At 70.8% G+C, this 21,007-nt stretch carries 16 protein-coding genes; 10 read left to right on the top strand and 6 right to left on the bottom strand.

The window, feature by feature from the left end; translation table 11 throughout:
* Positions 1-12: 12 nt before the first annotated feature.
* Both MBA17_RS11750 and MBA17_RS11745 read right to left on the bottom strand, forming a co-directional pair.
* Positions 13-1,752, bottom strand: a complete 1,740-nt coding sequence (locus tag MBA17_RS11750; protein ID WP_238496418.1) for a PH domain-containing protein — start codon at positions 1,750-1,752, stop codon at positions 13-15.
* Between the two features lie 266 nt (positions 1,753-2,018).
* Positions 2,019-2,534: a PH domain-containing protein gene (locus tag MBA17_RS11745; protein WP_238496416.1), complete on the bottom strand. Its 516-nt coding sequence runs from the start codon at positions 2,532-2,534 to the stop codon at positions 2,019-2,021.
* Between the two features lie 463 nt (positions 2,535-2,997).
* On the opposite strand from MBA17_RS11745, the gene MBA17_RS11740 reads away from it, so the two are divergent.
* Both MBA17_RS11740 and MBA17_RS11735 read left to right on the top strand, forming a co-directional pair.
* Positions 2,998-3,966, top strand: coding sequence for an ATP-binding cassette domain-containing protein (locus tag MBA17_RS11740; RefSeq protein ID WP_238496415.1), 969 nt, complete (start codon positions 2,998-3,000; stop codon positions 3,964-3,966).
* Entirely contained in the window at positions 3,963-4,766 is an 804-nt protein-coding gene (locus MBA17_RS11735; RefSeq protein ID WP_238496414.1) for an ABC transporter permease, read from the top strand. Before MBA17_RS11740 ends, MBA17_RS11735 begins: the two co-directional genes overlap by 4 nt.
* Before the next feature lie 66 nt (positions 4,767-4,832).
* Here MBA17_RS11735 and MBA17_RS11730 read toward each other — a convergent pair whose 3' ends face one another.
* Positions 4,833-8,477 (bottom strand): AfsR/SARP family transcriptional regulator, encoded by a 3,645-nt coding sequence (locus MBA17_RS11730; RefSeq protein ID WP_238496412.1) that lies wholly within the window; start codon positions 8,475-8,477, stop codon positions 4,833-4,835.
* A 145-nt stretch (positions 8,478-8,622) separates the two neighbouring features.
* Between MBA17_RS11730 and MBA17_RS11725 the strand changes: the two genes are divergently transcribed.
* From MBA17_RS11725 to MBA17_RS11710, 4 genes are all read left to right on the top strand, one after another.
* Positions 8,623-9,150, top strand: coding sequence for a YbhB/YbcL family Raf kinase inhibitor-like protein (locus MBA17_RS11725; protein ID WP_238496411.1), 528 nt, complete (start codon positions 8,623-8,625; stop codon positions 9,148-9,150).
* A 183-nt stretch (positions 9,151-9,333) separates the two neighbouring features.
* Entirely contained in the window at positions 9,334-11,217 is a 1,884-nt protein-coding gene (locus tag MBA17_RS11720) for a hypothetical protein (RefSeq protein WP_238496410.1), read from the top strand.
* Between the two features lie 84 nt (positions 11,218-11,301).
* Positions 11,302-13,569 (top strand): SulP family inorganic anion transporter, encoded by a 2,268-nt coding sequence (locus MBA17_RS11715; protein ID WP_238496409.1) that lies wholly within the window; start codon positions 11,302-11,304, stop codon positions 13,567-13,569.
* A 104-nt stretch (positions 13,570-13,673) separates the two neighbouring features.
* A complete protein-coding gene (locus tag MBA17_RS11710) occupies positions 13,674-14,675 on the top strand; it encodes an NAD-dependent epimerase/dehydratase family protein (protein ID WP_238496408.1) in 1,002 nt (333 codons plus the stop codon).
* A 332-nt stretch (positions 14,676-15,007) separates the two neighbouring features.
* Here the strand turns inward: MBA17_RS11710 and MBA17_RS11705 are convergent, their stop codons facing one another.
* From MBA17_RS11705 to MBA17_RS11695, 3 genes are all read right to left on the bottom strand, one after another.
* Positions 15,008-15,751, bottom strand: a complete 744-nt coding sequence (locus MBA17_RS11705; RefSeq protein WP_238496407.1) for an SRPBCC family protein — start codon at positions 15,749-15,751, stop codon at positions 15,008-15,010.
* A 3-nt stretch (positions 15,752-15,754) separates the two neighbouring features.
* Positions 15,755-16,351 carry an ArsR/SmtB family transcription factor gene (locus MBA17_RS11700; RefSeq protein ID WP_238496406.1) on the bottom strand — a complete coding sequence of 199 codons (597 nt, stop codon included), beginning with the start codon at positions 16,349-16,351 and terminating at the stop codon, positions 15,755-15,757.
* 277 nt (positions 16,352-16,628) lie between these two features.
* On the bottom strand, positions 16,629-16,826 hold the full coding sequence (locus MBA17_RS11695) for a hypothetical protein (RefSeq protein ID WP_238496405.1): 198 nt from the start codon (positions 16,824-16,826) through the stop codon (positions 16,629-16,631).
* A 183-nt stretch (positions 16,827-17,009) separates the two neighbouring features.
* On the opposite strand from MBA17_RS11695, the gene MBA17_RS11690 reads away from it, so the two are divergent.
* The 4 genes from MBA17_RS11690 (at position 17,010) to MBA17_RS11675 (ending at position 21,000) form a co-directional block, all read left to right on the top strand.
* Positions 17,010-17,840 (top strand): SAM-dependent methyltransferase, encoded by an 831-nt coding sequence (locus MBA17_RS11690; protein ID WP_238496404.1) that lies wholly within the window; start codon positions 17,010-17,012, stop codon positions 17,838-17,840.
* 87 nt (positions 17,841-17,927) lie between these two features.
* Positions 17,928-19,469, top strand: coding sequence for a DHA2 family efflux MFS transporter permease subunit (locus tag MBA17_RS11685; RefSeq protein WP_238496403.1), 1,542 nt, complete (start codon positions 17,928-17,930; stop codon positions 19,467-19,469).
* A gap of 121 nt (positions 19,470-19,590) precedes the next feature.
* Positions 19,591-19,728, top strand: a complete 138-nt coding sequence (locus MBA17_RS11680; RefSeq protein ID WP_238496402.1) for a hypothetical protein — start codon at positions 19,591-19,593, stop codon at positions 19,726-19,728.
* A gap of 222 nt (positions 19,729-19,950) precedes the next feature.
* Positions 19,951-21,000: an NAD(P)-dependent alcohol dehydrogenase gene (locus tag MBA17_RS11675; protein ID WP_238496400.1), complete on the top strand. Its 1,050-nt coding sequence runs from the start codon at positions 19,951-19,953 to the stop codon at positions 20,998-21,000.
* The last annotated feature ends 7 nt before the right edge of the window (positions 21,001-21,007 follow it).

Genomic DNA, 21,007 nt, shown 5'->3' with positions numbered 1-21,007 from the left:
CCGGCGGCCGGGTCACTCCGGCCGCGAGGTCCCGGCAGCAGGCTCCGTCAGCAGGAACGGGGTGAGCCAGTCGGGGGTCACCTCGGCGGCGAAGACCGGGCCCGCGGATTCCGCGACGTCGAGCGCGGCGTACCCGCCGCTCCCCGCGCCCACGCCCGCGATCACCGTGAGGACTCCTGCCTGCCGCTGGAACCAGGTCTGCCTGATGGTCCAGCCGACCACGGCCCGGCGCTCGACGACCGCCTGGGAACGGCGCAGCGAGCCGGATCGGACGGACAGCCGCGTCCCGTCGTAGGTGTGCCCGAGTGAGCGGTAGCGGTCGAGGCCGAGGGGAATGCCGAGTACGGCGAGCAGCAGTCCGAGCGACGCCGGCAGCCACCACTCCCACGGCCCGGTGAGCAGGGCGGGAACCGCGCCGGCCACCGCGACCGCCAGCCAGGGGGCGATGGCCCGGAAGAGCCGCCTCCGGCGGGCGGCCGGCGGATGGGGGCGCAGCGGTGCGCCGAGGGCGCCGATCGCCTCCGTGGTGACGCCGAGCGCCGCCGCGCGCGGCACGACGGGCAGCAGTTGACCGCGGGTCTCCGAGTCGCCGAGGCCGGTCACGATGGCCCAGACCCTCATGACCCCGGCCCACCGCTCGGCGAGTCCCTCGACGATCTCGTAGCCCCTGACCCTGCGACGTTCGAGCGACACGCTGCGCCGGTTGATCAGCCCGCGTTCGGCGACCAGGTAACCGTCTCGCGCGCGCAGCGTGAAATCCCAGTTGAACACCGCGTACATCACGCCGCCGGCGACGGGCATGGCGAGGATGAACAGGATCACGAAGACCACCAGCAGGTACGGCCGCTCCCACAGCCACATCCCCGCGCTCCACGCCTGGTTCCGGCTCAGCCCGAGCTGCTCCCCCCACTGGAAGACCAGCCCCACCGCACCGGCGATCAGGGCGAACGGCGTGAGCAGATAGGCGCCGGAGAGCGGCCCATAGGTGAGCCAGCCGCGAGACACCCGGGCGTAGACGACCTCCTCCGCCCCGGAACTCGCCACTCCCCCACCCTCAGCCACCCCCGCGCGGCCCTCGAAGGGCACGCTGGGACGTCCGTAGGCCTGATCGCCCGCCCGCTGCCCCTCCCGGTCTCCCGGCCCGCCCTCCTGCGCTGGAGGGCGGGCGAGCGGGCCGGACGGATCGCCCGGCTCCGCGCGCGATTCGGGGATGCCGGGGAACGACCGGGAGACGTCCTGCGGCAGTACGGCCGGCTCTCCGCGGCGGGCCTTCGCCGTACGCAGCAGAACGGTCTTGAGCCGCTCGGCCTCCGCGACCGTGACCCCGTTGAGCTCCCCCTCCTGCTTGTCGCCTCCGCCGTGGGCGCCCGTGTCGAGCCTGAGCACGGACAGGCCGAGCAGGCGGTGCAACGGCGGCGTGCTGATGTCCACGCCGCGCACCCGTTCCAGCGGGATGGTCCTGACCGAACGGCTGACCAGCGAACGCGTCAGCTCCAGGCGTCCCCCGACGATCTGATAGGTGAACGTCGCCCACCGCACCACCGAGAAGACGATCGACCCGACGATCCCCATCGCCGCCCACCCGAACGACGCCGGGGAGAACCCGCCGACGAACAGCACACCGGCCAGCGGCAGGAACAACGAGGGCAGCATCCGGACCGGATCGATCAACAGCACCCGCGGGCTCAGCCTCGAAGGCACCCCCACCGGCGCCACCCCGTACGGCGGAGCCCCCGCGAACCCTTCGGCCACGGCCCGGTCTCCGGCACCCGGACGCTCCTGCGGACCGGCCTGACCCTCAGCTCCGGGCCGCGCCGCCTGCCCCTCCTCGAACGGCGGCCGACCTGCCCCGCCCTGATTCTCGAACGGCGGCCGATCTGCCCCTCCCTCAGCTCGCCGCCCCTCCTCGGCCGGCGGGGCACCCGGCCGCCGGGCCCCGCCCGGGTCAGGCGGCGGCCAGGGGGGACCAGGTCTGCGGGACGGTGGGACGTCCGGGTCTCGTGGGGGCTCGCCGGCGGTCATGTGGCGTCGTCCCTGAGCTCCTCGGCGCGGCGGGCGAGGTCTTCGGAGAGCCTGGCGGCGATGGCGTAGTCGAGGCCCTTGATGCTGGAGGAGCCCGCGTACGAGGCCGTCCGGATCTCGACGGTGGCCAGGCCGAGGAGCCGCTCGAACCAGCCCTGGGCCTTGTCGACGGTCTGGATGCGGCTGACCGGGACGAAGACCCATTCACGGCTGATCCAACCGGCGCGGGCGTAGACCACGTCGCCGGAGAGCTCCCACCGGTGTACGGCGTAGCGCCAGAAGGGCTCGATGACCACCAGGGGCGCCATCACGACGCCGACCACGACGGGCAGCAGCCAGATGTTGTCCGACAGCCAGCCGGGAACCCAGGACCAGCCGCTGCCGCCGATCCAGGTGGCGGCCAGGATCGAGCCGCCCACCAGGAGCACGAAGCCGAACAACGCCTCCAGCAGCCACAACGTGATGGCCTTGCGGGAGACCTGGTTGGCGGGCGCACGCAGGGGAACGGTCACCGGGCCTCCCGGTGGACGGCCGTGCCGTACAAGCTCGATCGCTCGCTCACATTGCCAGCCTAAGCCGTGCCGTACGGGCGGATTCACCCGCTCACGTCACCAGTGTGAGCCGTCCTCCGCGAGCGGGTTCACCCGCTCGCCTCACCGGTGCGCGCCGGGCCCCGCGAGCCGGCCCATCATGCTCACCTCACCGGACGCGGTCCACCCGCTCACCTCACCGGACCGCGCCAGGCCCCGCGAGCCGGTCCACACGCTCGGGTGGCACAGCTGGGCGCTGCCGGGCAAGCAGGTCGGCTTGTCGGGCGCCACGCGTACGGCGAGTCCGTGGCCTGCGGTTTCGCGGGGGGTCTCAGCGTGGTGCCAGCGAGATCTCAGCGGGCGGCGGACGGGACGGCCGCGGCTCAGAGAATTGTCAGTGCCTTGGTGCATCGTTGCGGAGGTGACGAAGAAGGGATCCACGGACATGGCATATGCGATCGAAGCCGAGGGGCTGGTGAAGCATTATGGGCAGACCAAGGCGCTCGACGGGGTCGACCTCGTGGTGCCGCAGGGCCGCCTGCTCGGCGTGCTCGGTCCCAACGGGGCGGGCAAGACGACCGCGGTGCGCATCCTGGCGACGCTCCTCCGACCCGATGCGGGCCGGGCCGCCGTCGGCGGGTACGACATCGCGAGTGAGTCTCACCAGGTTCGCTCGCTGATCGGGCTGACGGGGCAGTACGCCGCGGTCGACGAGATGCTGACCGGGGCGGAGAACCTGGTGATGATCGGCAGGCTGCTCGGCCTGTCGCGGAGCGCGTCCAAGCAGCGGGCGAACGAGCTGCTCGCCCGTTTCAACCTGGCCGACGCGGGCGCACGGGCGACCAAAACCTACTCCGGCGGCATGCGCCGGCGGCTCGACCTCGCGGCCAGCCTGATCGGCAGGCCCCAGGTGCTGTTCCTCGACGAGCCGACGACCGGTCTCGACCCGCGCAGCCGCACCGAGCTGTGGGAGGTCGTGCGCGGTCTGATGGCCGACGGGGTGACGGTGCTGCTCACCACGCAATACCTGGAGGAGGCCGACCAGCTCGCCGACGACATCATCGTCTTCGACCACGGCAAGGTGATCGCCTCAGGCACCTCCGACCAGCTCAAGTCGACCACCGGGGCCCAGGTCCTGGAGGTCCGGCCGCTCCAGGAGGGCCATCTCGACCTGGTCGTCCAGGTGGTCGGCGACATGGTCGAGACCGCGCCCGAGACGTCCGGCGGCAAGGTCACGGCCGCCGTCCACGACCCCGCGGTGGTGCCGGCGATCGTCCGCCGCCTCGACGAGCTCGGGGTGATCGCCTCGGAGCTGACGCTGCGCAAGTCGAGCCTCGACGAGGTGTTCCTGGCCCTGACCGGACACCGTGCCGAAGACGAGATCGCGACGGAGAAGGAGGAGGCGTTCGCATGACCACGATGACGACGACGGCGCCCCCCGTGGCGAAGCGGGTCAGTCCCGGCGCCACGATCAGCCAGACGATGACGCTGGCCTGGCGGAGCCTGGTCCAGATCAAGCACAACCCGTGGGAACTGCTGGATCTCAGCATCCAGCCCATCATGTTCCTGCTGCTCTTCACCTACGTGTTCGGCGGCGCGATCTCCGGCTCGACGGGCGACTACCTGCAGTTCGCGCTGCCGGGGCTGCTGGTGCAGAACGCCCTGTTCTACACCCTGTCGACGGCGATCGGGCTCAACACCGACATCACCAAGGGCGTGTTCGACCGGCTGCGCAGCCTGCCCATCGCGCGCACCGCCCCGCTGTCCGGCCGCATCATCGCCGACACCTTCAAGCAGGTGTGGGCGTTCCTGCTGCTCGTCGGGTTCGGCATGATCCTCGGTTTCCGGGTGACGACCAGCGTCGCCGGGCTGGTCGGGGCGCTGGCCCTGCTGGTGGTCGTCGCGCTGGCGATGTCGTGGATGTCGGTGGTGATCGGGCTCAAGGCGTCGAGCCCGGAGAAGGTGCAGATGATCGCCTTCTCGACGATGATGCCGCTGACCTTCACCAGCAGCGCGCTGGTGCCCTCCAGCACTTTCCCCTCCTGGCTGCAGACCTGGTCCGACATCAACCCGGTCACCCACCTGGCCGACGCCATCCGCGGGCTGCTGATCGGCGGCGACGTGGCCCAGCCGGCGCTGATCTCGCTGCTCTGGTCGGCGGGCTTCGTGCTGGTGTTCGCCCCGCTGGCGATCCGCGTCTTCCGCCGGACGTGAGTGGGCGCCGCAGCGTGCGCCGGGGGGGCGGGCTGCGGCGAGATCGACGCGATCCGGGGCGGCCGGCTAGATCTCCGCGCCAGGATCGCCGCCTCGGCCGAGGTCGCCCGCGAGGGCGGCGATCTCGGTGGACGGCAGGCCACGGCCGCGCTCGAAGCACCGGGAGAAGTCTTCCGGGTCGAGCGCGGCCTTCGCCGTCTCGGTGACCCGTACATGATCGAAGTCGATCACCTGGTCGATGCCCCTGATGGCCGCCGCACCGCCCAGCAGGGTGGCGGCGAGCGGGGCGTCCCCGTCGGCGAGCGCCAGCGCCGCGCAGCCGATGACCGCCACGCTGAGCGCGGGCCCGTCGGCGACTCGCTCGGCCTGCGCGAGCGACCGCATGTGCAGCAGCCGGGCCTGCTCCAGCTCGCCCTCGGCCTCTGCCAGCATCGCGAGCGAACTGTCCAGCAGCGACCTCACCTGCTCCGGCATCCTCTCCCGGTCGTCGATCAGAGCCGACGCGGCGGCGTAACGGCGGCGGGCGGTCGTCAGGTCGCCGTCCTCGCGGGCGAAGTCGCCGAGCACGGTCTGCACGCCCGACTCCCCGATCACGTCTCCCACCCCGGACGCCAGTGCCAGCGCCTCCGCGAGGACCCGGTCGGCCGCCTCCCGGTCACCGGCCAGCCTGAGTCCGGCCGCCAGGCGGCACCGCATGTACAGGGTGTCCTCCACCGCGCCGAGCTCCTCGATGTAGGCGATCGCCTCGCGCATCGCGGAGATCGACCGTGCCGGCTCGCCCTTGAGGAAGTCCAGTTCGGCGAGCGTGGCGAGGGCGTTGCCGATGCCCCACCGGTCGCCGGTCACCCGGAACCGCCGCAGCGACTCGGTGAGGTCGGCCCGGCCCTCCGCGATCCGGCCCCCGTTGAAGTGGACGTGCCCGCGCATCATGTAGGCCGCCGCGATCACCCACGGGTCGGGATGCCCGATCAGCCCGTCGAACATCTCTTCCACCTCCTCGGACCAGCGGCCGCCGTAGAGTGCGTGGATCGGCTCGGCCAGCGCGAGGAACGGCGTCAGCGGCGGCGTGCAGTGATCACGGACCAGCTTGACGGCGGTCTCCAGTGAGGCGTACGGCTCCTGGCCGAAGATCGAGGCGCCACTGGCGTTCATGGCGAACGACATGTGCGCCATCGCCAGCAGGTCCGGATCCGCGTCACCGGCCAGCCGCAGCGCCTCGCGTGCCCGGTGCGCGCCCTCGACCCGGTGCCCGACCAGCCACCAGTACCACGCGAGTGCTCCCACCAGCCGCAACACCAGATCGCTGACGCCCGCGTCGATCGACCAGCGCAGGGCCGTGGCCAGGTTGTCGTGTTCGGCCGTCAGATCGGCGATCCGGCCGAGTTGCTCGCCGCCACGCAACCCCGGCTCCGCCGACTCGGCGAATCCGGTGAAGAACCGCGCGTGCGCCTGCCGTACCCGGTCCTCCTCGCCGGACTCGGCGAGGCGCTCGGCGGCGTAGGCGCGGACGGTCTCCAGCATGCGGTAGCGGCCGTCCTCGGCGGTCAGCAGGGACTTGTCGACCAGGCGGGCCAGCACTTCGAGCACGTCGGCCGGGTCGACGCCGCCGCCCGCGCAGATCTGTTCCGCGCTGTCGAGCGTCGCGCCGCCGCCGAACACCGCCAGCCGGGCCGCGAGGGTGCGCTCGGCGTCGTCGAGCAGGTCCCAGCTCCAGGAGACGACCGCGCGCAGCGTCTGGTGGCGGGGCAACGCGGTACGGCTGCCGCCGGTGAGCAGCCGGAACCGGTCGCCGAGCCGATCGGCGATCTGACGGGCGGACAGTGCGCGCAGACGGGCCGCGGCGAGCTCGATGGCCAGCGGCATGCCGTCGAGCTCGCGGCAGATCCGGGCCACGGCGGACACCTCATCGCCGAAACGGTATCCCGGGCGTACGGCGGAGGCCCGGTCGGCGAACAGCCTGACCGCCGGGTGGCGCAGGGCGTCCTCCTCGGTCAGGTCGCCGATCACGTCGTCGGGGGGCAGGCCGAGCGGTCCGACGGGCCACAGGGTCTCGCCGGTGATGCCGAGCGGTTCGCGGCTCGTCGCGAGGACGCGCACCCTCGGGCACTCGGCCAGCAACCTGTCGGCCAGTACGGCGGCGGCCTCCACCACGTGCTCGCAGTTGTCCAGGATCAGCAGCAGCTCACGCCGGGCGATCACGTCCACCAGCCGGGTGCTCGGGTCGACGGGGTCGCCGTCCGGCTGCGTCGCCGGCCGGGCCGCCGACGCGATCGGGTCACGCACGCCCATCGCGGTCAGCACCGCCTGCGGCACCTCCCCCGGATCCCGCACCGAGGCCAGTTCGGCCAGCCACACCCCGTCGGGCATCCGCCTGATCGCATCCCCGGTCTCGACCTCGGCCCCTATTCCGGCCCCTATTCCGGTCCCTGTTTCGGTCCCTGTTTCGGCCATGGCCTCGGCCGACTCGATCGCGAGACGGGTCTTGCCCGCGCCTCCCGGGCCGAGCAGGGTGACCAGCCGCCGCTCGGCGAGCAGTTCCCCGGTCCTGGCCACGTCGCGCTCACGCCCGACGAAGCTGGTGAGACGGGCCCGCAGGTTGCCTCGCCGTCTGCCCCTGTCGTCGTCGTGGGGGGCGGGACGGTGGATCTGCCGGGGTCCGGGGGCATCGGCGGCCTCCCGGGTCCCGGGGGCGTCCAGTGTGGCGAGATCGCGGACACTCTGGGCGGCAGGGGCGTCGCGGGTAGCGGACTCACGGACGTCCTCGACGCCCCCGGCGGCGGGCTCGCGAAGCTCCCGGGCATCGGAGACGTCCCCGGCGGCGGGCTCGCGGACGCCCCGGGCGTCCGGGTCGCCCCAGGTGGGAGGGGTGTCCTGGGTGGGAGGGGTGTCCTGGGTGCGGCCGTCGTCGTGGGCGTCTCGGGCGGGCCGTACCGGCTGGGCGGGCCGGGGTTCGGTCCAGTCACGGCGGAGCATCGCGACGTGCAGGCGGGAGAGTTCGGGCGAGGGATCGACGCCGAGTTCGGCGGCGAAACTCGCGCGTGCCCTCTCGTAGGCGGCGAGGGCCTCAACATGACGGCCCGTGCCGTACAGGGCGCGCATCTGCTGGCCGCGCAGTCGCTCGCGGAGCGGGTGGGCGGCGATCAGCGCGGGCAGTTCGGCGACCGCCTCGGCGGTACGGCCGAGCAGGAGGCCGGCCTCGAAGCGGTCCTCCACGGCGGCCAGCCGGAGCGAGTCGAGCCTGGTGATTTCGGCGGCGGCGGCCTGGTTGCCCGTGAGGTCGGCGAAGGCGGGACCGCGCCACAACGCGAGCGCGGCCCGGAGGGTCTCGGCGGCGGCGTCGGGGGCTCCCCCGTCCAGTTCCCTCGCTCCCTCGGCCGCCAGGCGGGCGAAGCGATGGGAGTCGAGTTGCCGGGGCTCGATCGCGAGACGGTAGCCGGAGTTGTCGGCGGCGACCAGTCGCGGGCCCAGCACCGATCGCAACCGGGAGACCAGCGACTGAAGCGCGTTGCCGACGCCCACCGGCGGATGATCTTCCCAGACTCCCGCGACGAGGGTGCCCAGACCGACCGTCCGGCCGGGTTCCAGGAGGAGGAGACAGAGCAGTGTCCTGAGCCGGTGCCCGCTCACTTCGACGACCTCGCCGTCGAGACGGATCTCCAGGTGGCCGAGGACGGCGAAGCTCACGCGCGGGTCCCCGCTCACCCTGTCCATGCCCTCGATTGTGGCTGATTCCCGGTCATCTCGACGGTACTGAACCCGTCGATCCGGTCAGCACTTCTTCCAGATCCGCGTAGCATCAACGGTCATGGGGCAGCCTAGGAGATCAGCGCACGCGTGGCGCGCCGCCGTACACACGGTGGCTGCCTGCGCGTTCGCGAGCGTCGCCACCGGCTGCGGGATCCTGGGCGACGGCTCGGCCACGGGCCAGCCCCTCGATTCGATCAGCGTGTCAAGCCCGCGCCTCAGTGAGAGTGCCCCGCTTCCGGCGGGTTACTCCTGCAAGGGCAAGCTCGGCAGCCCGCCGTTGCGCTGGTCGGGGGTCCCCTCACCACAGACCAAGTCGATGGCCGTCGTGGTCGACGCCGACAACGCTCGAGCCGGAGCGGAGGTGCACTGGGTGCTGTTCGACATCGACCCGCGCACCACCGAGCTGGGGGAGAACCTCGACGCCAACCTCCCGAAAGGTGCCAGACAGGGGCGCACGACGAGTGGCAAGGTTGGCTACTCGGCCCCATGCAGGCCCGATGGCAACTATCGTTTCACTGTCTATGCGCTCAGTGCCAAGGTGAACCTCAAGGAGGGTGCCCTACTCTCCGACACCTTGGAGCGCATCGCGGACCGGACCATCGCCCGGGGTCGCCTGACATCGGTTCACATCGAGTGACCTGCCGAGCACCGGAGGTAGTAATGGTTACCAATTCTTCACTTAGGGTGTGACAACGGTCATAGTGGTCCGACACAATCAGATCCAACCGCTGAGCGTAGATGATCAATTTGGGCAGGTCGCGTCAATGGCCGCGCGATCTCACCGGCGCCGCTGGCAGGCCATGGCCTTGAGGGTGGTGCAATGATCCCGGTCGTAGGTAGTCTGGTCGCCGTCGTGCTCCTCGTGCTCGTCGTCGTCGTGCTGGGTATGCGGTCGATGAACCGACGGGAGAGCTCCCTTCCAGCCGACCGGCGTAAGAAGATGGCCGAACAGGCGGAGGTCGCGGGTGAGCTCTCCTGCGACGACTTCGCCACCAGAGAGCCGCGCGTCCACCACTTCAGCCCCGACCTCAGCCCCATCGACGAGCCGGTGGAGAAGCCCGCGCCGCGCCCCCGCCCGCCGGGCGGCCGCCCCGGGCCCCGCGGTAAACGCGGTGTAGACGAGTTCGGCGGCGCCGACGACTACGACGACGGCTACTGGACCAGGGTCCGCGCCGACGAAGGCGGTTTCGGCGGAACCATCGCGGCCAGGAAGGGCGCCAGCCGCCCGCTGTCCGAGGAAGAAGCGAAGTCCGCCGCCGACTCCGGCGAGCGGACCACCCAGATGCCCGCCCCGGCGGCCTCGCGCGCCAGCGGTCTGGCCGATCTCGTCGAGCCCGTCACTCCCGCCCCCGTTTCCGCCGCGGCCATGGCGTCCGAGCAGCGGACGGTCACCTTCTCCGCGCCGACTCCTGAGGCCGGCGAGGCTCCGAACCGCCTGCCTTCCAGGCCGCAGCCGTCCGCCGGGTCTCCTCGTCGCGCTCCCGCGGGCACCCCACGGCGGGGGTCCAACGGCGCCACGCGCCGTACGCCGCCCGCTCCCCGCTCCGAGCCGCGCACACCCTCGCGACCCGATCCCGCCGCACCGCGCACTCCTGCCCGGCCCGAGCCCCGCACCTCGTCGCGTCCCGACCCGCTGACCGGCCCGCGCACCCCGTCCCGGCAGGACCCGCGCACCCCGTCGCGCCCCGACCCGCTGACCGCTCCGCGAGCCGCCGCACACGATCCGCTGACCAGCCCGCGAGGCGCCGCACACGACCCGCTGACCGGTCCCCGGCCCACCGTCACGAACGACCCGCTCGCCGGACCCCGCGACCCGCTGATGGATTCGCGAGCCAACGGGCACGACCCGTTGACCGGCCCGCGACCCGCCGTCAGGCCCGACCCGCTCACCGGGCCCCGCCCCGTGATCTCCTCCGATCCGCTGACGGGCCCCCGGCCCACCGTCACGAACGACCCGCTGTCGGGCGGCTCCTACCCGGCCGCCCAGACACGCGGCGCCGGCTCCTTCTCCGTCGATCCTCTGGGCAGCGGCGCCAGGCCCGCGGCCGCGCACTCCGGTGCCAGGCCCGCGGCTTCCAGCGGCCAGTTCCCCGCCGCCCCCGCCGCGACGACCTCGTTCGCCACCACGCCCTACGGCGGGTCCGACCCGCTGTCCAGCCCCGTCTCCGAGCAGCAGCCGGGATACGGCGGCTGGCCCGCCACCGCCGACATCCTCGACGACCCCGGCCCCTCGACCTCCCCTTGGCAGGCCCCCGCCGAGCCCCAGCGCCCCGCGGCGTCGTACGACAGCTCCTACGCGGCGCCGTCCTACGAGGTCAGCGCCGGCTGGGCCACGATCGACGACTCCGACACCGTGACCGGCCCCTCCCCCGCGACCGGCACACCCACCAGTCCGAGCAGGGCCGTCTCCGGCTCCGGCTACGACTACACACCGCCCGCCGACGACGTGCTGTCCGGCGGCTCCGGCTACTCCTACAACACCGGCGGCTACCAGGCGCCCACCCCGGCCCCCGTTCCCGCGCCCGCTTGGTCCGAGCAGACCTCGGCGGCCGTGCCGGGCAACAACAACTGGCCCACCTACAGCGACCTGTACGGCGGAGCTCCCGAGCCGACCGCCGTGCCGGACACCTCGCCGGCGACGGGCGGACGCGGCGGCCACCACCGGGCCCCCGCCGAGCCCGACTATCCCGACTATTACCGCTGATTTCCCGACCCTTTCTCCGCCAGATGTAAAGCAGTTTCTCAGCCACTTCAAATCTGCACGGGCCCTGCACGTAGGGTCTGTTTCATGACGAACACTCTGAGTGATACGACGACTCCACAGCGTCGCCTCACCTCCGTGCTCAGACACGACGTGCCCGCCTCTCTGGTGGTCTTCCTCGTGGCCATGCCCCTCTCACTCGGCATCGCGGTGGCCTCCGGCGCACCGTTGGTGGCCGGCCTCATCGCAGCCGTGGTGGGGGGTGTGGTGGCAGGTCTGTGCGGCGGTTCCGCGGTGCAGGTCAGCGGTCCGGCCGCCGGTCTCTCGCTGGTCGTGGCCGACCTGGTCCACACCTACGGCTGGCGCGCGACCTGCATGATCACCTTGCTGGCCGGGGTCGTGCAACTCGTCCTCGGGGTCTTCAGGGTCGCCCGGGCGGCGCTCGCCGTCTCTCCCGCGGTCGTGCACGGCATGCTGGCCGGCGTCGGCGCGGTCATCGCGTTGTCGCAACTCCATGTGGTGCTCGGCGGCAGCCCGCAGCGGTCCGCGATCGAGAACCTGGTGGAACTGCCCGCCCAGATCGCGGGCAACCACAGCCACGCGGTGGGTGTCGGGCTGCTCACCATCGTGGTCCTCATCATCTGGACCCGGCTCCCCGCCGGACTGCGGATGTTCCCCGCGCCGCTGGCCGCGCTGCTGGTCGCGGCGATCACCGCCTGGATGTTCGGGTGGGACGTGAGCCGCGTCGACCTGTCCGGCAGCCTCGACGGCTGGGTGTCGCCGCTGTGGCCGCAGGGTGACTGGCACGGGATCGTCGGCGCCGTCCTGCTGGTCGCGCTGCTCGCCGGGGTGGAGTCCCTGCTCTGCTCGGTGGGTGTGGACCGGCTGCACGACGGTCCCCGCACCGATCTCGACAGGGACCTCACCGGGCAGGGTCTCGCCAACATCGTGTCCGGGTCGCTCGGCGGGCTGCCGGTCGCCGGGGTGATCGTCCGGAGCACCACCAACGTCCGGGCCGGCGGCCGCAGCCGCTGGTCGGCGACGCTGCACGGGGTGTGGGTGCTGCTGTTCTCCGTCGGCTTCGCCTGGACCGTCCAGCTCATCCCGATGGAGGCGCTGGCGGCGCTGCTCGTCTTCATCGGCATCCAGATGATCAACCTGGGCCACATCCCGCACCTGCGGGGCCACGGCGAGGTGCCGGTCTACGTGGTGACGTTCGGCGGTGTCGCGCTGCTCGGGCTGGCCGAGGGGGTGCTGCTGGGCCTCGGCCTGGCCGCGCTGCTCGCCCTGCGCCGCCTCACCTGGGTGACGGTTCGGCTCAGGCCCGACGCGGGCGGCCGGTGGCATGTGCTGATCGCCGGTTCGCTCACCTTTCTCGGCGTGCCACGGGTCACCGCCGGGCTGCGGGCCGTACCACCGGGAACGGCGGTCGACCTCGACCTCAACATCGACTTCATGGACAACGCCGCCTTCGAGGCGATCCACGCGTGGCGGCTGGAGCACGAGCGGTCCGGCGGCATCGTGCACATCGACGAACTCCACGACGAGTGGTACTCCCTGGCCGCCAGCGGCGCCAGGATGTTCCCCGCCAAGACACCCCTGCGGGCCCCGGAGCGGTGGTGGCTGCCGTGGGCCGACCGCCGCCGCAAGGGGTTGCCGAACGCGGGAGCGACCGCCGTGACCACCGCCCGGAGCCCCGCGGGCGGCCCCGGCGGGCCCGATCTGCTGGCGGGCGCGCACGAGTTCCACCGCAGGACCGCGCACCTGATCAGGCCGATCCTGACCCGGATGGCCCGCAAGCAGGAGCCCTCCCACCTGTTCATCACCTGTGCCGACTCGCGGATCGTGCCCAGCCTGATCACCGCGAGCGGGCCGGGCGACCTGTTCACCCTGCGCAACATCGGCAACCTGGTGCCGCGCATGGGCTCAGCTCCGCCGGAGGACTCGGTGATGGCCACCATCGAGTACGCCATCCATGTCCTGGGCGTACGGACGATCACGGTCTGCGGGCACTCCGGCTGCGGGGCGATGGCCGCCCTGCTCAGCGGCGGGGTCGAGGTCGAGGAGTTGCCGGGGCTGCGCCGCTGGTTGCGGCACGGCGACCACAGCCTGGCCAGGTTCATCGGCACGGACAGCGACGGCACCGACGCGGGGCCGCTCGACCGGCTCTGCCGGCTGAACGTGATCCAGCAACTGGCCAACCTGCATACGTATCCGCAGGTGGTCGAGCAGGTCGCGGCGGGCCGGCTGGAGCTGGTCGGCCTCTACTTCGACATCCCGTCCGCGCGGGTGCACGTCCTCGACCGCGAGAACTTCGAGCCGCTCGCCACCGACCGCAGCCGCCAGATCTGCTGATCAGCTCTGCCGATCAGCTCTGCCGATCAGCTCTGCGCGTACGGTTTGCGCTGCGAGTGAAAGGAAGGCGACGCGGCGCGGGCGATCCGCCAAGAATGGCGCGTATGAAAGTTCTGATCATCGGTGGATCCCAGTTTCTCGGCAGGGCGATCGTGGCGGAGGCGCTGCGGCGCGGGGACCAGGTGACGACGTTCAACCGGGGCAGAACCGGGCCCGACCTGCCCGGTGTCGACGCGGTGCGCGGCGACCGTCACGTACCGGCCGACCTCGATCGCCTCGCCGAGGGCCGCGAGTGGGACGCGGTCATCGACGTGTGCGGCTACGTGCCCCGCAACGTGGGCGAGTCGGTGCGCGCGCTGTCCGGTCACGCCGCCACCTACGCCTTCATTTCCAGCATCTCCGCGATCTCCACTTTTCCGGCCGAACCGGTCGACGAGAGTTCTCCGCTGTTCGCCTGCGCCTCCGACGCGGGTCCCGACGACGGCGAGTACGGCACGCTCAAGGCAGGCTGCGAGCGAGCCGTCGAGGAGGGCTTCGACGGCAACCGGCTGATCATCCAGCCCGGTCTCATCATCGGCCCGCACGAGAACGTGGGCCGGCTCCCCTGGTGGCTCACCAGGATCGCCCGGGGCGGCCAGGTCCTCGCGCCCGGCGACCCGGCGACCCCCATCCAGCTCATCGACGCGCGTGACATCGCCGTCTTCACGCTCGACCAGGCGGAGGCGGGCACCGACGACCGGTTCCTGACCAGCGGGGTGCCCGGCGCCGTCACCTACGGGGGCTGGCTCGCCGAGTGCGCGGCGGTGACCGGCGCAGACGCCGAGTTCGTCTGGGCCGACGACTCCTTCCTGCTCGAAAGGAGTGTGCAGCCCTGGACGGAGTTCCCGTTGTGGACGGGAACCATGCCCAACCTCTGGAAGATGTCGTCGGCCAAGGCCCTCGGCGCCGGACTGCGCTGCCGTCCCGTCGCGGAGACCGTCCGCGACACCTGGGAGTGGCTCCGCGACATCCCGGAGGAGCGACGGGTCTTCAGCACCGAAAAGCTCCAGCACGGAATCGATCCCGCCAAGGAGGCAAAGATCCTGGCCGAATGGTCGTCCCGCTGAGTCTGCATCGCTCCGCAGAAGGGACAGGAAAGGGTTCTGGCGTCGAAGGCGCGGCCGGCCCCGGTCGGCGGCCGTATGCTCCCCGGCGACTGTTTCCGGGGGCTCCGACCGCCCCGCTCTCTTGACAAGCGGCCGAAGGCGCCGGGGCGACATCCACCCGGGGGTCAGCCGACTGGTCGATCGCCCGAATGCCGTGGCGGGGCGGTCCTGACTCCAGGGATCTTCGGGGTGGGCTCGTCCCGGCGTCGGCCCGCTCAGGTCGGTCAGGCGCAAAGCTCGTTGGACGGCGAATCTGGCGAATCAGGTCAGGCGCTAAACCCGGCAGGAGTTGATCAGGCGAAGGTGTGGTCCAGCCAGGACTGCCAGGCCGCGTCGGCCCGCTCCGGGTCCGGGTGGCCGGCGAAAAGGTGGTGGCCCACGACGAACGTGCTGCGCATGCCGTAGATGAAACGGTAGAGCGCGTCGCTCGTGCGGACGCCGAGGAAGGTCGGGGAGACGTAGTCGACGACGCCCTCGATGGGGGCGAACCCGTCGGGGGTGAGCCGGACGTGATCGCCCTCGGCGACGGGAGCGGTGAGGCCGAGGGCGGCTCTGATCGACGCGAACGCGTGATCGGGGGCGCCTGCCTCGGGGCGCGCGGCGAAGACGGGTGTCGCGGTCCGGCCGGGGAAGTAGGTGAGGTATTGGACCAGCTTGTGGAGATACATATCCCAGCCCTTGTTCAGGGCGTCGTATTCGGTTTCCCAGTCGTCGCCGAGGAATCCGTTGTGCACGAGCCTGAGCACGGTGCTGCCACGATCGCGGGCCTCGATAAGCCACTCGAAGGCCATAAAGGCCCCGTTTTCACCTGTTTCACCCCGATATGCAAGCCGTTTCGACGGCTCCCAGGCGGTCACATCCGCCGCTTCGGTGTGACCGCCGATCGTGAGGCGGGTAGCCCCGCCCGCGCCGGGGTCGATCTCGTTGCGTCCCATGTACCACGAGTCGATGCCGGGGCCGGTGGCGATCGCCTGCCAGACTTGCTCGGGGGTGGCGTCGAGCGTCAGCTCCTTGTGCACCTCGAACGCGTGCGGCATCTCTCAGGGCTCCTTGGTCTCTGCCTTGACGCTCGGATGGACGGCAACGATCAACCGGTGCTCGCGCCCGCCTTCTGCCGTCTCATCATGGTATTTACTGACGAGTGCGGTGACCGCGGTCGCCAGTTCTTCGGCGAAGGCGGCGCGGTCGGACGCCGAGGCGAATCGCACCTCCCCGTCGAGCGCGAACGTCGCGACCCGCATACGCGCCTTGGCGGCGCCGGCGAGGAGGTCGCCGACATCGCGCACCAGGCGGGAGGCGACCGCCAGCAGCCAGCGCGCCGACAACCGGTCCGGCGAGCGGGACGGATCCGGCTGCACCGCCGAGAGCGCTGCGGGTGAGATCACGTAGGAGGCGGCGGTGGCACGCATCACCCGCTCGGTGACGTTGCCCTTCCTGCGCTCCTCCACCAGCTCGACCAGCCCGTGCCGCTCCAGCGCCTTCAGATGGTAGTTGACCTTCTGCCGGGGGAGGCCGACCTTGACGGCCAGCATCGTGGCCGAGCCGGGCTCGGCCAACTCGGCGAGCAATCTGGATCGCATCGGATCCAGGGAGGCCTCGGCCGCGGCCGGGTCGTCGATCACCGCCACATCGAACATGAGACCAGCGTGCCACCGACAATCTTTATTGTCAAGGCGACGATAGTTGTCGGCTTGGGCGGCCGGGGCCAACGCCGTCCGGCACTCGCCCCGCCAAGGGCCGGCCGCACCCCGCCAGGACCGGCCGTCCCGTCAGGACCGGCCGCGTCCCGTCAGGACCGGCCGCGTCCCGTCAGGACCGGCCGTCCCGTCAGGACCGGCCGCGTCCCGTCAGGACCGGCCGCGTCCCGTCAGGACCGGCCGCGAAACACCGCGGGGACACCAGCGCAGGAAGCCCTCACGACCCCTTCTTCGCCTCGCGCCGGACGCTGAGCACCACCAACGCCAGACCGAGCAGGCCTTCGGCGGCTCCTGCCAACGTATGTGCGCCCCCATCGAACACCCGCTGCAACAATCCGAAATCCCGGTCGAACAAGTGCTTGGCGATAAGACTCCCGAAGCCTTGGATCATAAGAAGGACACCGATGAACGCCATGTCCCCATGGTTCTACGGCCCTGCGGAGCCGTCATCGAACGAAGGTATTTCCCGCCCCCTACCTTCGGCTCTGTCCGCCCGCCGTACACAGCCCTAGAAATACCTAAAGACCACAGAATCACGATATTTCGGGAGAATTCGCGTTACGCTCCACTACAAAGGGGTCGAACGGGGAGGTCTGCCGTGTCCGACACAGATCCCGAGCGGGTGCCGCCGGAAATCGACGTCAACCAGCCCAACATCTCCCGTGTCTACGACTTCATGCTCGGCGGCAAGGACAACTTCGCCGCCGACCGCAAGGTCGCCGAGATGGCGCTGAAGATCGCGCCGGACGCGCCCGAGGCCGCGCGCGCCAACCGTGACTTCCTCCGCCGGGTGGTACGCCACCTGACCGCCGAGGCGGGGATCCGGCAGTTCCTGGACATCGGTTCCGGCCTGCCGACGCAGGGCAACGTGCACGAGATCGCCCAGGAGATCGCGCCGGACGCACGAATCGTCTACGTGGACATCGACCCGATGGTGCTCGCGCACGGCAGGGCGCTGCTCACCAAGAGCAGCCACACCCTGGTCCTCGCCGGCGACGTCAGGGAACCGGAGGGCATCCTGACCCACCCCGAGGTGCTCGAACTGATCGACTTCAGCCGGCCGGTGGGCCTGCTCCTCTTCGCGATCCTGCACCACCTCAACGACGACGAGAATCCGCAGGATTTGGCGGCCCGCTACCGTACCGCCCTCTCCCCCGGCAGCCACCTGGCCATCTCGCACTTCCACAATCCCGGCGCGCTGCGTCCCGAGGTGGCCGCGCAGGCCGCATCGGCCGAGAAGATCTTCAACGAGACGCTGGGCACCGGCAGGTGGCGCTCGCGGGAGGAGATCCTCGCCTTCTTCGGCGACATGGACCTCCTGGAGCCGGGCCTGGTGCCCCTGCCGGAGTGGCGTCCCGAGGACGGCCACCTCTCCGATCAGGGCATCACCTACCATACCTTCGTCGGCGGCCTAGCCAGAAAGTCCTGACCTTGGAGAAGCGCCCCGGCCGGGGCTGACCCGCGCCGTCAGCGAATGGTGCGCGACCCGTCAGCGGCTCCCGTCACGCTCACGGGCATGAACCACATCCCTGTCAGCGGGCGGCGCAAATGGGCGACTCTCGTCATCGCCTGCCTCGCCGTACTCCTCCTGGCCATCGACCTGACCGTGCTGCACCTGGCGCTGCCGAGGCTGGCGGCCGACCTCTCGCCCTCGGCCACGCAGATCCTCTGGATCAGCGACGCGTACGGCTTCGCCCTGGCCGGCCTGCTCATCACGATGGGCAACATCGGCGACAGGATCGGCAGGAAGCGGCTGCTGCTCATCGGGTCGGCCGCGTTCGGCGCCGCCTCGCTGGTGACCGCCTACGCGCCGAGCGCCGAGTTGCTCATCGCGGCCCGCGTGCTCCTCGGCGTCGCCGGAGCGACCATCATGCCGTCCACGTTGTCGATCATCCGGAACGTCTTCACCGAGCCGGGCGAGCGGACCACCGCGGTCGGCATCTGGAGCGGGATGAGCGCCGCGGGCTTCGCGCTGGGCCCGGTGGTCGGCGGTCTGCTGCTCGACGACTTCTGGTGGGGCTCGGTCTTCCTGATCAACCTGCCGGTGATGGCGCTCGTCCTGATCGGCGGCGCGCTGGTGCTCCCCGAGTCGCGCAACCCCCGCGCCGGACGGCTGGATCCGGCGAGCGTGCTGCTGTCCGTGCTGGGGATGGTGGGCATCATCTACGCGATCAAGGAGGCGGCCACCGGCGGCCTCGCCCAGACGAACGTCCTGGTCTCCGCCGTCGTCGGCGTGCTCTCCATGGTGGTATTCGCCAAGCGCCAGACCCGGCTCACCGAGCCCCTGATCGATGTCCGGTTGTTCCGCAGCCGGGCCTTCACCGCCTCGGTCGGTTCCAACCTGGTGGCCATCTTCGGCATGTCCGCGCTGTCACTCGTCTTCGCGTGGTACTTCCAGCTCGTCCTCGGCTGGTCCCCGCTCCAGGCAGGGCTGGCGGGACTCCCCGGCGGCATGTCCGCGGCGGTCGGCGGCATGATCGCGGGCACGCTGATCTCATGGTGGGGCCGGGCGCGAGTCGTCGCCCTGGGCCTGGCGATGGCCTCCGTCTCCTTCGTCTTCTACAGCCAGATGGGCCTCGACAGCACCTACCTCTACTTCCTCGCCCCGATGATCATCGGCGGCGTGGGCATGGGGCTGACCTTCGCCGTCACCAACGACACGGTGCTCGCCTCCGTCCCGAGGGAGCGCGCGGGCGCGGCGGCGGCGATCTCGGAGTCCTCCTTCGAGCTGGGCGGCGCGCTGGGGATCGCCGTTCTGGGCAGCATCCTCAGCGGCTTCTATCGCACCAACCTGCGGCTTCCCGCCGGGCTGCCCGCCGAGGCCGTCGACCCGATCAGGGAGTCGCTGCCCACCGCCCTGGAGGCCGCCTCGGCCCTGCCCGTAGAACTGGCCACAGCGGTCGCCGCCACCGCCAAACAGTCATTCGTCGACGCGATCGCGGTGACCACCCTGGCCACCAGCGTGGTGGTCGCCGTTCTCGCGGTGGTCTCGCTCTTCGGACTGCGCGGGGTCCCCGACGTGATCCCCGAGGAGGTGCTCGCCGAGGCCCACTCCTAGTGCCGTGTCAGGCAGCGTTTGCCCTGTTGACGACCCTGTGTAGTTGTTCGTCGGCGGCGTGCTTGTTCCGCCGGGTGTAGGTCGCCCGGCGGCGGGCTCTGGGATCGCGATCGGGGTCCTTGTGCTTTCCACCGCGTTCGGCCCACTGCCGTCCGGGGTGGGGCTGGACAGCCGCTTCTGGGTGGACAGCCCGCCGGGCGGGCCCACCGTGGTCGGCGTCAACTGCCAGGCGAGCGACCTGCACCCTGCCGCGCAGTAATTCGGCGACCAGATATTCATCAAGAACACATTAACGGCCGGGTGAAGAGATCGGCGTTAAGAGATGATTTCTTGAGGGTAGACACGTCAGGGGATCGCGGCATTTCTCGTGACCGATGATGCCGCCCGTTCGAGGGTTGTTGGATTAGGCGGATGGCGCGCTTAGTCGTCGGCGGTGTCGGCACATCGGTAAGTACAGGCGTAAGAACGAACCGGGGGCGACGTGAAAGCGTTCGTGATGAAGGAGATCGGGCGCGTCGGTTTCATGGAGAAACCTCTTCCCGAACCGGGCCCGCTCGACGCCGTCGTGCAGGCGACGGCAGCCCTGATCTGCACGTCCGACTCGCATACCGTCAAGGGTGGCATCGGCCCGCGCGAGAACCTGACCCTGGGCCATGAGGCGGTCGGCGTGGTGCGTGAGGTGGGAAGCGAGGTGCGGGTCTTTCGGCCTGGCGATCGCGTCCTAGTGGGCGCGATCACTCCGGACTGGGGCGACCTCGCCTCGCAGAACGGCCACCCGTCCCAGTCGGGCGGGCCTTTGGGAGGGTTCAAGTTCGCCAATTCCAAGGACGGGGTGTTCGCCGAGTTCTTCCATGTGAACGACGCTGACGCTAATTTGGCGAAAATACCTGATGAGATTCCCGATGAGATGGCGGTCTACTGTGCCGACATGCTCTCGACCGGATTCATGGGCGCGGAGCACGGAAACATCCCGATGGGCGGGACCGTGGCCGTGCTCGCCCAGGGGCCGGTGGGACTCATGGCCACCGCAGGTGCCAAGCTCCGCGGCGCCGGCTTTGTCATCGGGGTCGAATCGGTCCCCAGCCGGCAGAAACTCGCGCGTACCTACGGCGCCGACGAAATCGTGGACTTCACTGCTGTGGACGTCGTCGAACGGGTTCACGAACTGACCCAGGGGCAGGGGGTGGACACCGCGATCGAGGCCCTCGGCGCGGACGCGACCTTCCAGGCGGCCATCAAGATCACCAAGCCCGGTGGGACGGTGTCCAACATCGGCTATTACGGAGAAGGTGAATTCGTCCGCATTCCCCGTGTCGAATGGGGTGTCGGGATGGCTGACAAGACGATCACCACCGGCCTGTGCCCAGGAGGTCGGCTGCGCATGGAACGGCTGCTGCGCATGCTCCTGACGCGGCGACTCGACCCCACACACCTGACGACCCATACCTTTCGCTTCGACGAGATGGAACGAGGCTTCGAGATCTCGGACAAGAAACTGGAAGATGTCGTGAAGGTTCTGATCACCTTCTAGGGCCACG

Source organism: Dolomitihabitans soli (assembly GCF_022213955.1).
GTDB classification, from domain to species: domain Bacteria; phylum Actinomycetota; class Actinomycetes; order Streptosporangiales; family Streptosporangiaceae; genus Streptosporangium_A; species Streptosporangium_A soli.
The sequence above is the reverse complement of the archived record's forward strand: the minus strand, read 5'-3'. Positions and strand labels throughout refer to the sequence as shown.

What these genes read in the sequence shown, in the direction of transcription:
- MBA17_RS11740 (WP_238496415.1), top strand. Translation starts at nt 2,998, where the DNA reads ATGGCATATGCGATCGAAGCCGAGGGGCTGGTGAAGCATTATGGGCAG.
- MBA17_RS11735 (WP_238496414.1), top strand. Translation starts at nt 3,963, where the DNA reads ATGACCACGATGACGACGACGGCGCCCCCCGTGGCGAAGCGGGTCAGT.
- MBA17_RS11730 (WP_238496412.1), bottom strand. Translation starts at nt 8,477, where the DNA reads ATGGACAGGGTGAGCGGGGACCCGCGCGTGAGCTTCGCCGTCCTCGGC.
- MBA17_RS11720 (WP_238496410.1), top strand. Translation starts at nt 9,334, where the DNA reads ATGATCCCGGTCGTAGGTAGTCTGGTCGCCGTCGTGCTCCTCGTGCTC.
- MBA17_RS11715 (WP_238496409.1), top strand. Translation starts at nt 11,302, where the DNA reads ATGACGAACACTCTGAGTGATACGACGACTCCACAGCGTCGCCTCACC.
- MBA17_RS11710 (WP_238496408.1), top strand. Translation starts at nt 13,674, where the DNA reads ATGAAAGTTCTGATCATCGGTGGATCCCAGTTTCTCGGCAGGGCGATC.
- MBA17_RS11705 (WP_238496407.1), bottom strand. Translation starts at nt 15,751, where the DNA reads ATGCCGCACGCGTTCGAGGTGCACAAGGAGCTGACGCTCGACGCCACC.
- MBA17_RS11700 (WP_238496406.1), bottom strand. Translation starts at nt 16,351, where the DNA reads ATGTTCGATGTGGCGGTGATCGACGACCCGGCCGCGGCCGAGGCCTCC.
- MBA17_RS11695 (WP_238496405.1), bottom strand. Translation starts at nt 16,826, where the DNA reads ATGGCGTTCATCGGTGTCCTTCTTATGATCCAAGGCTTCGGGAGTCTT.
- MBA17_RS11685 (WP_238496403.1), top strand. Translation starts at nt 17,928, where the DNA reads ATGAACCACATCCCTGTCAGCGGGCGGCGCAAATGGGCGACTCTCGTC.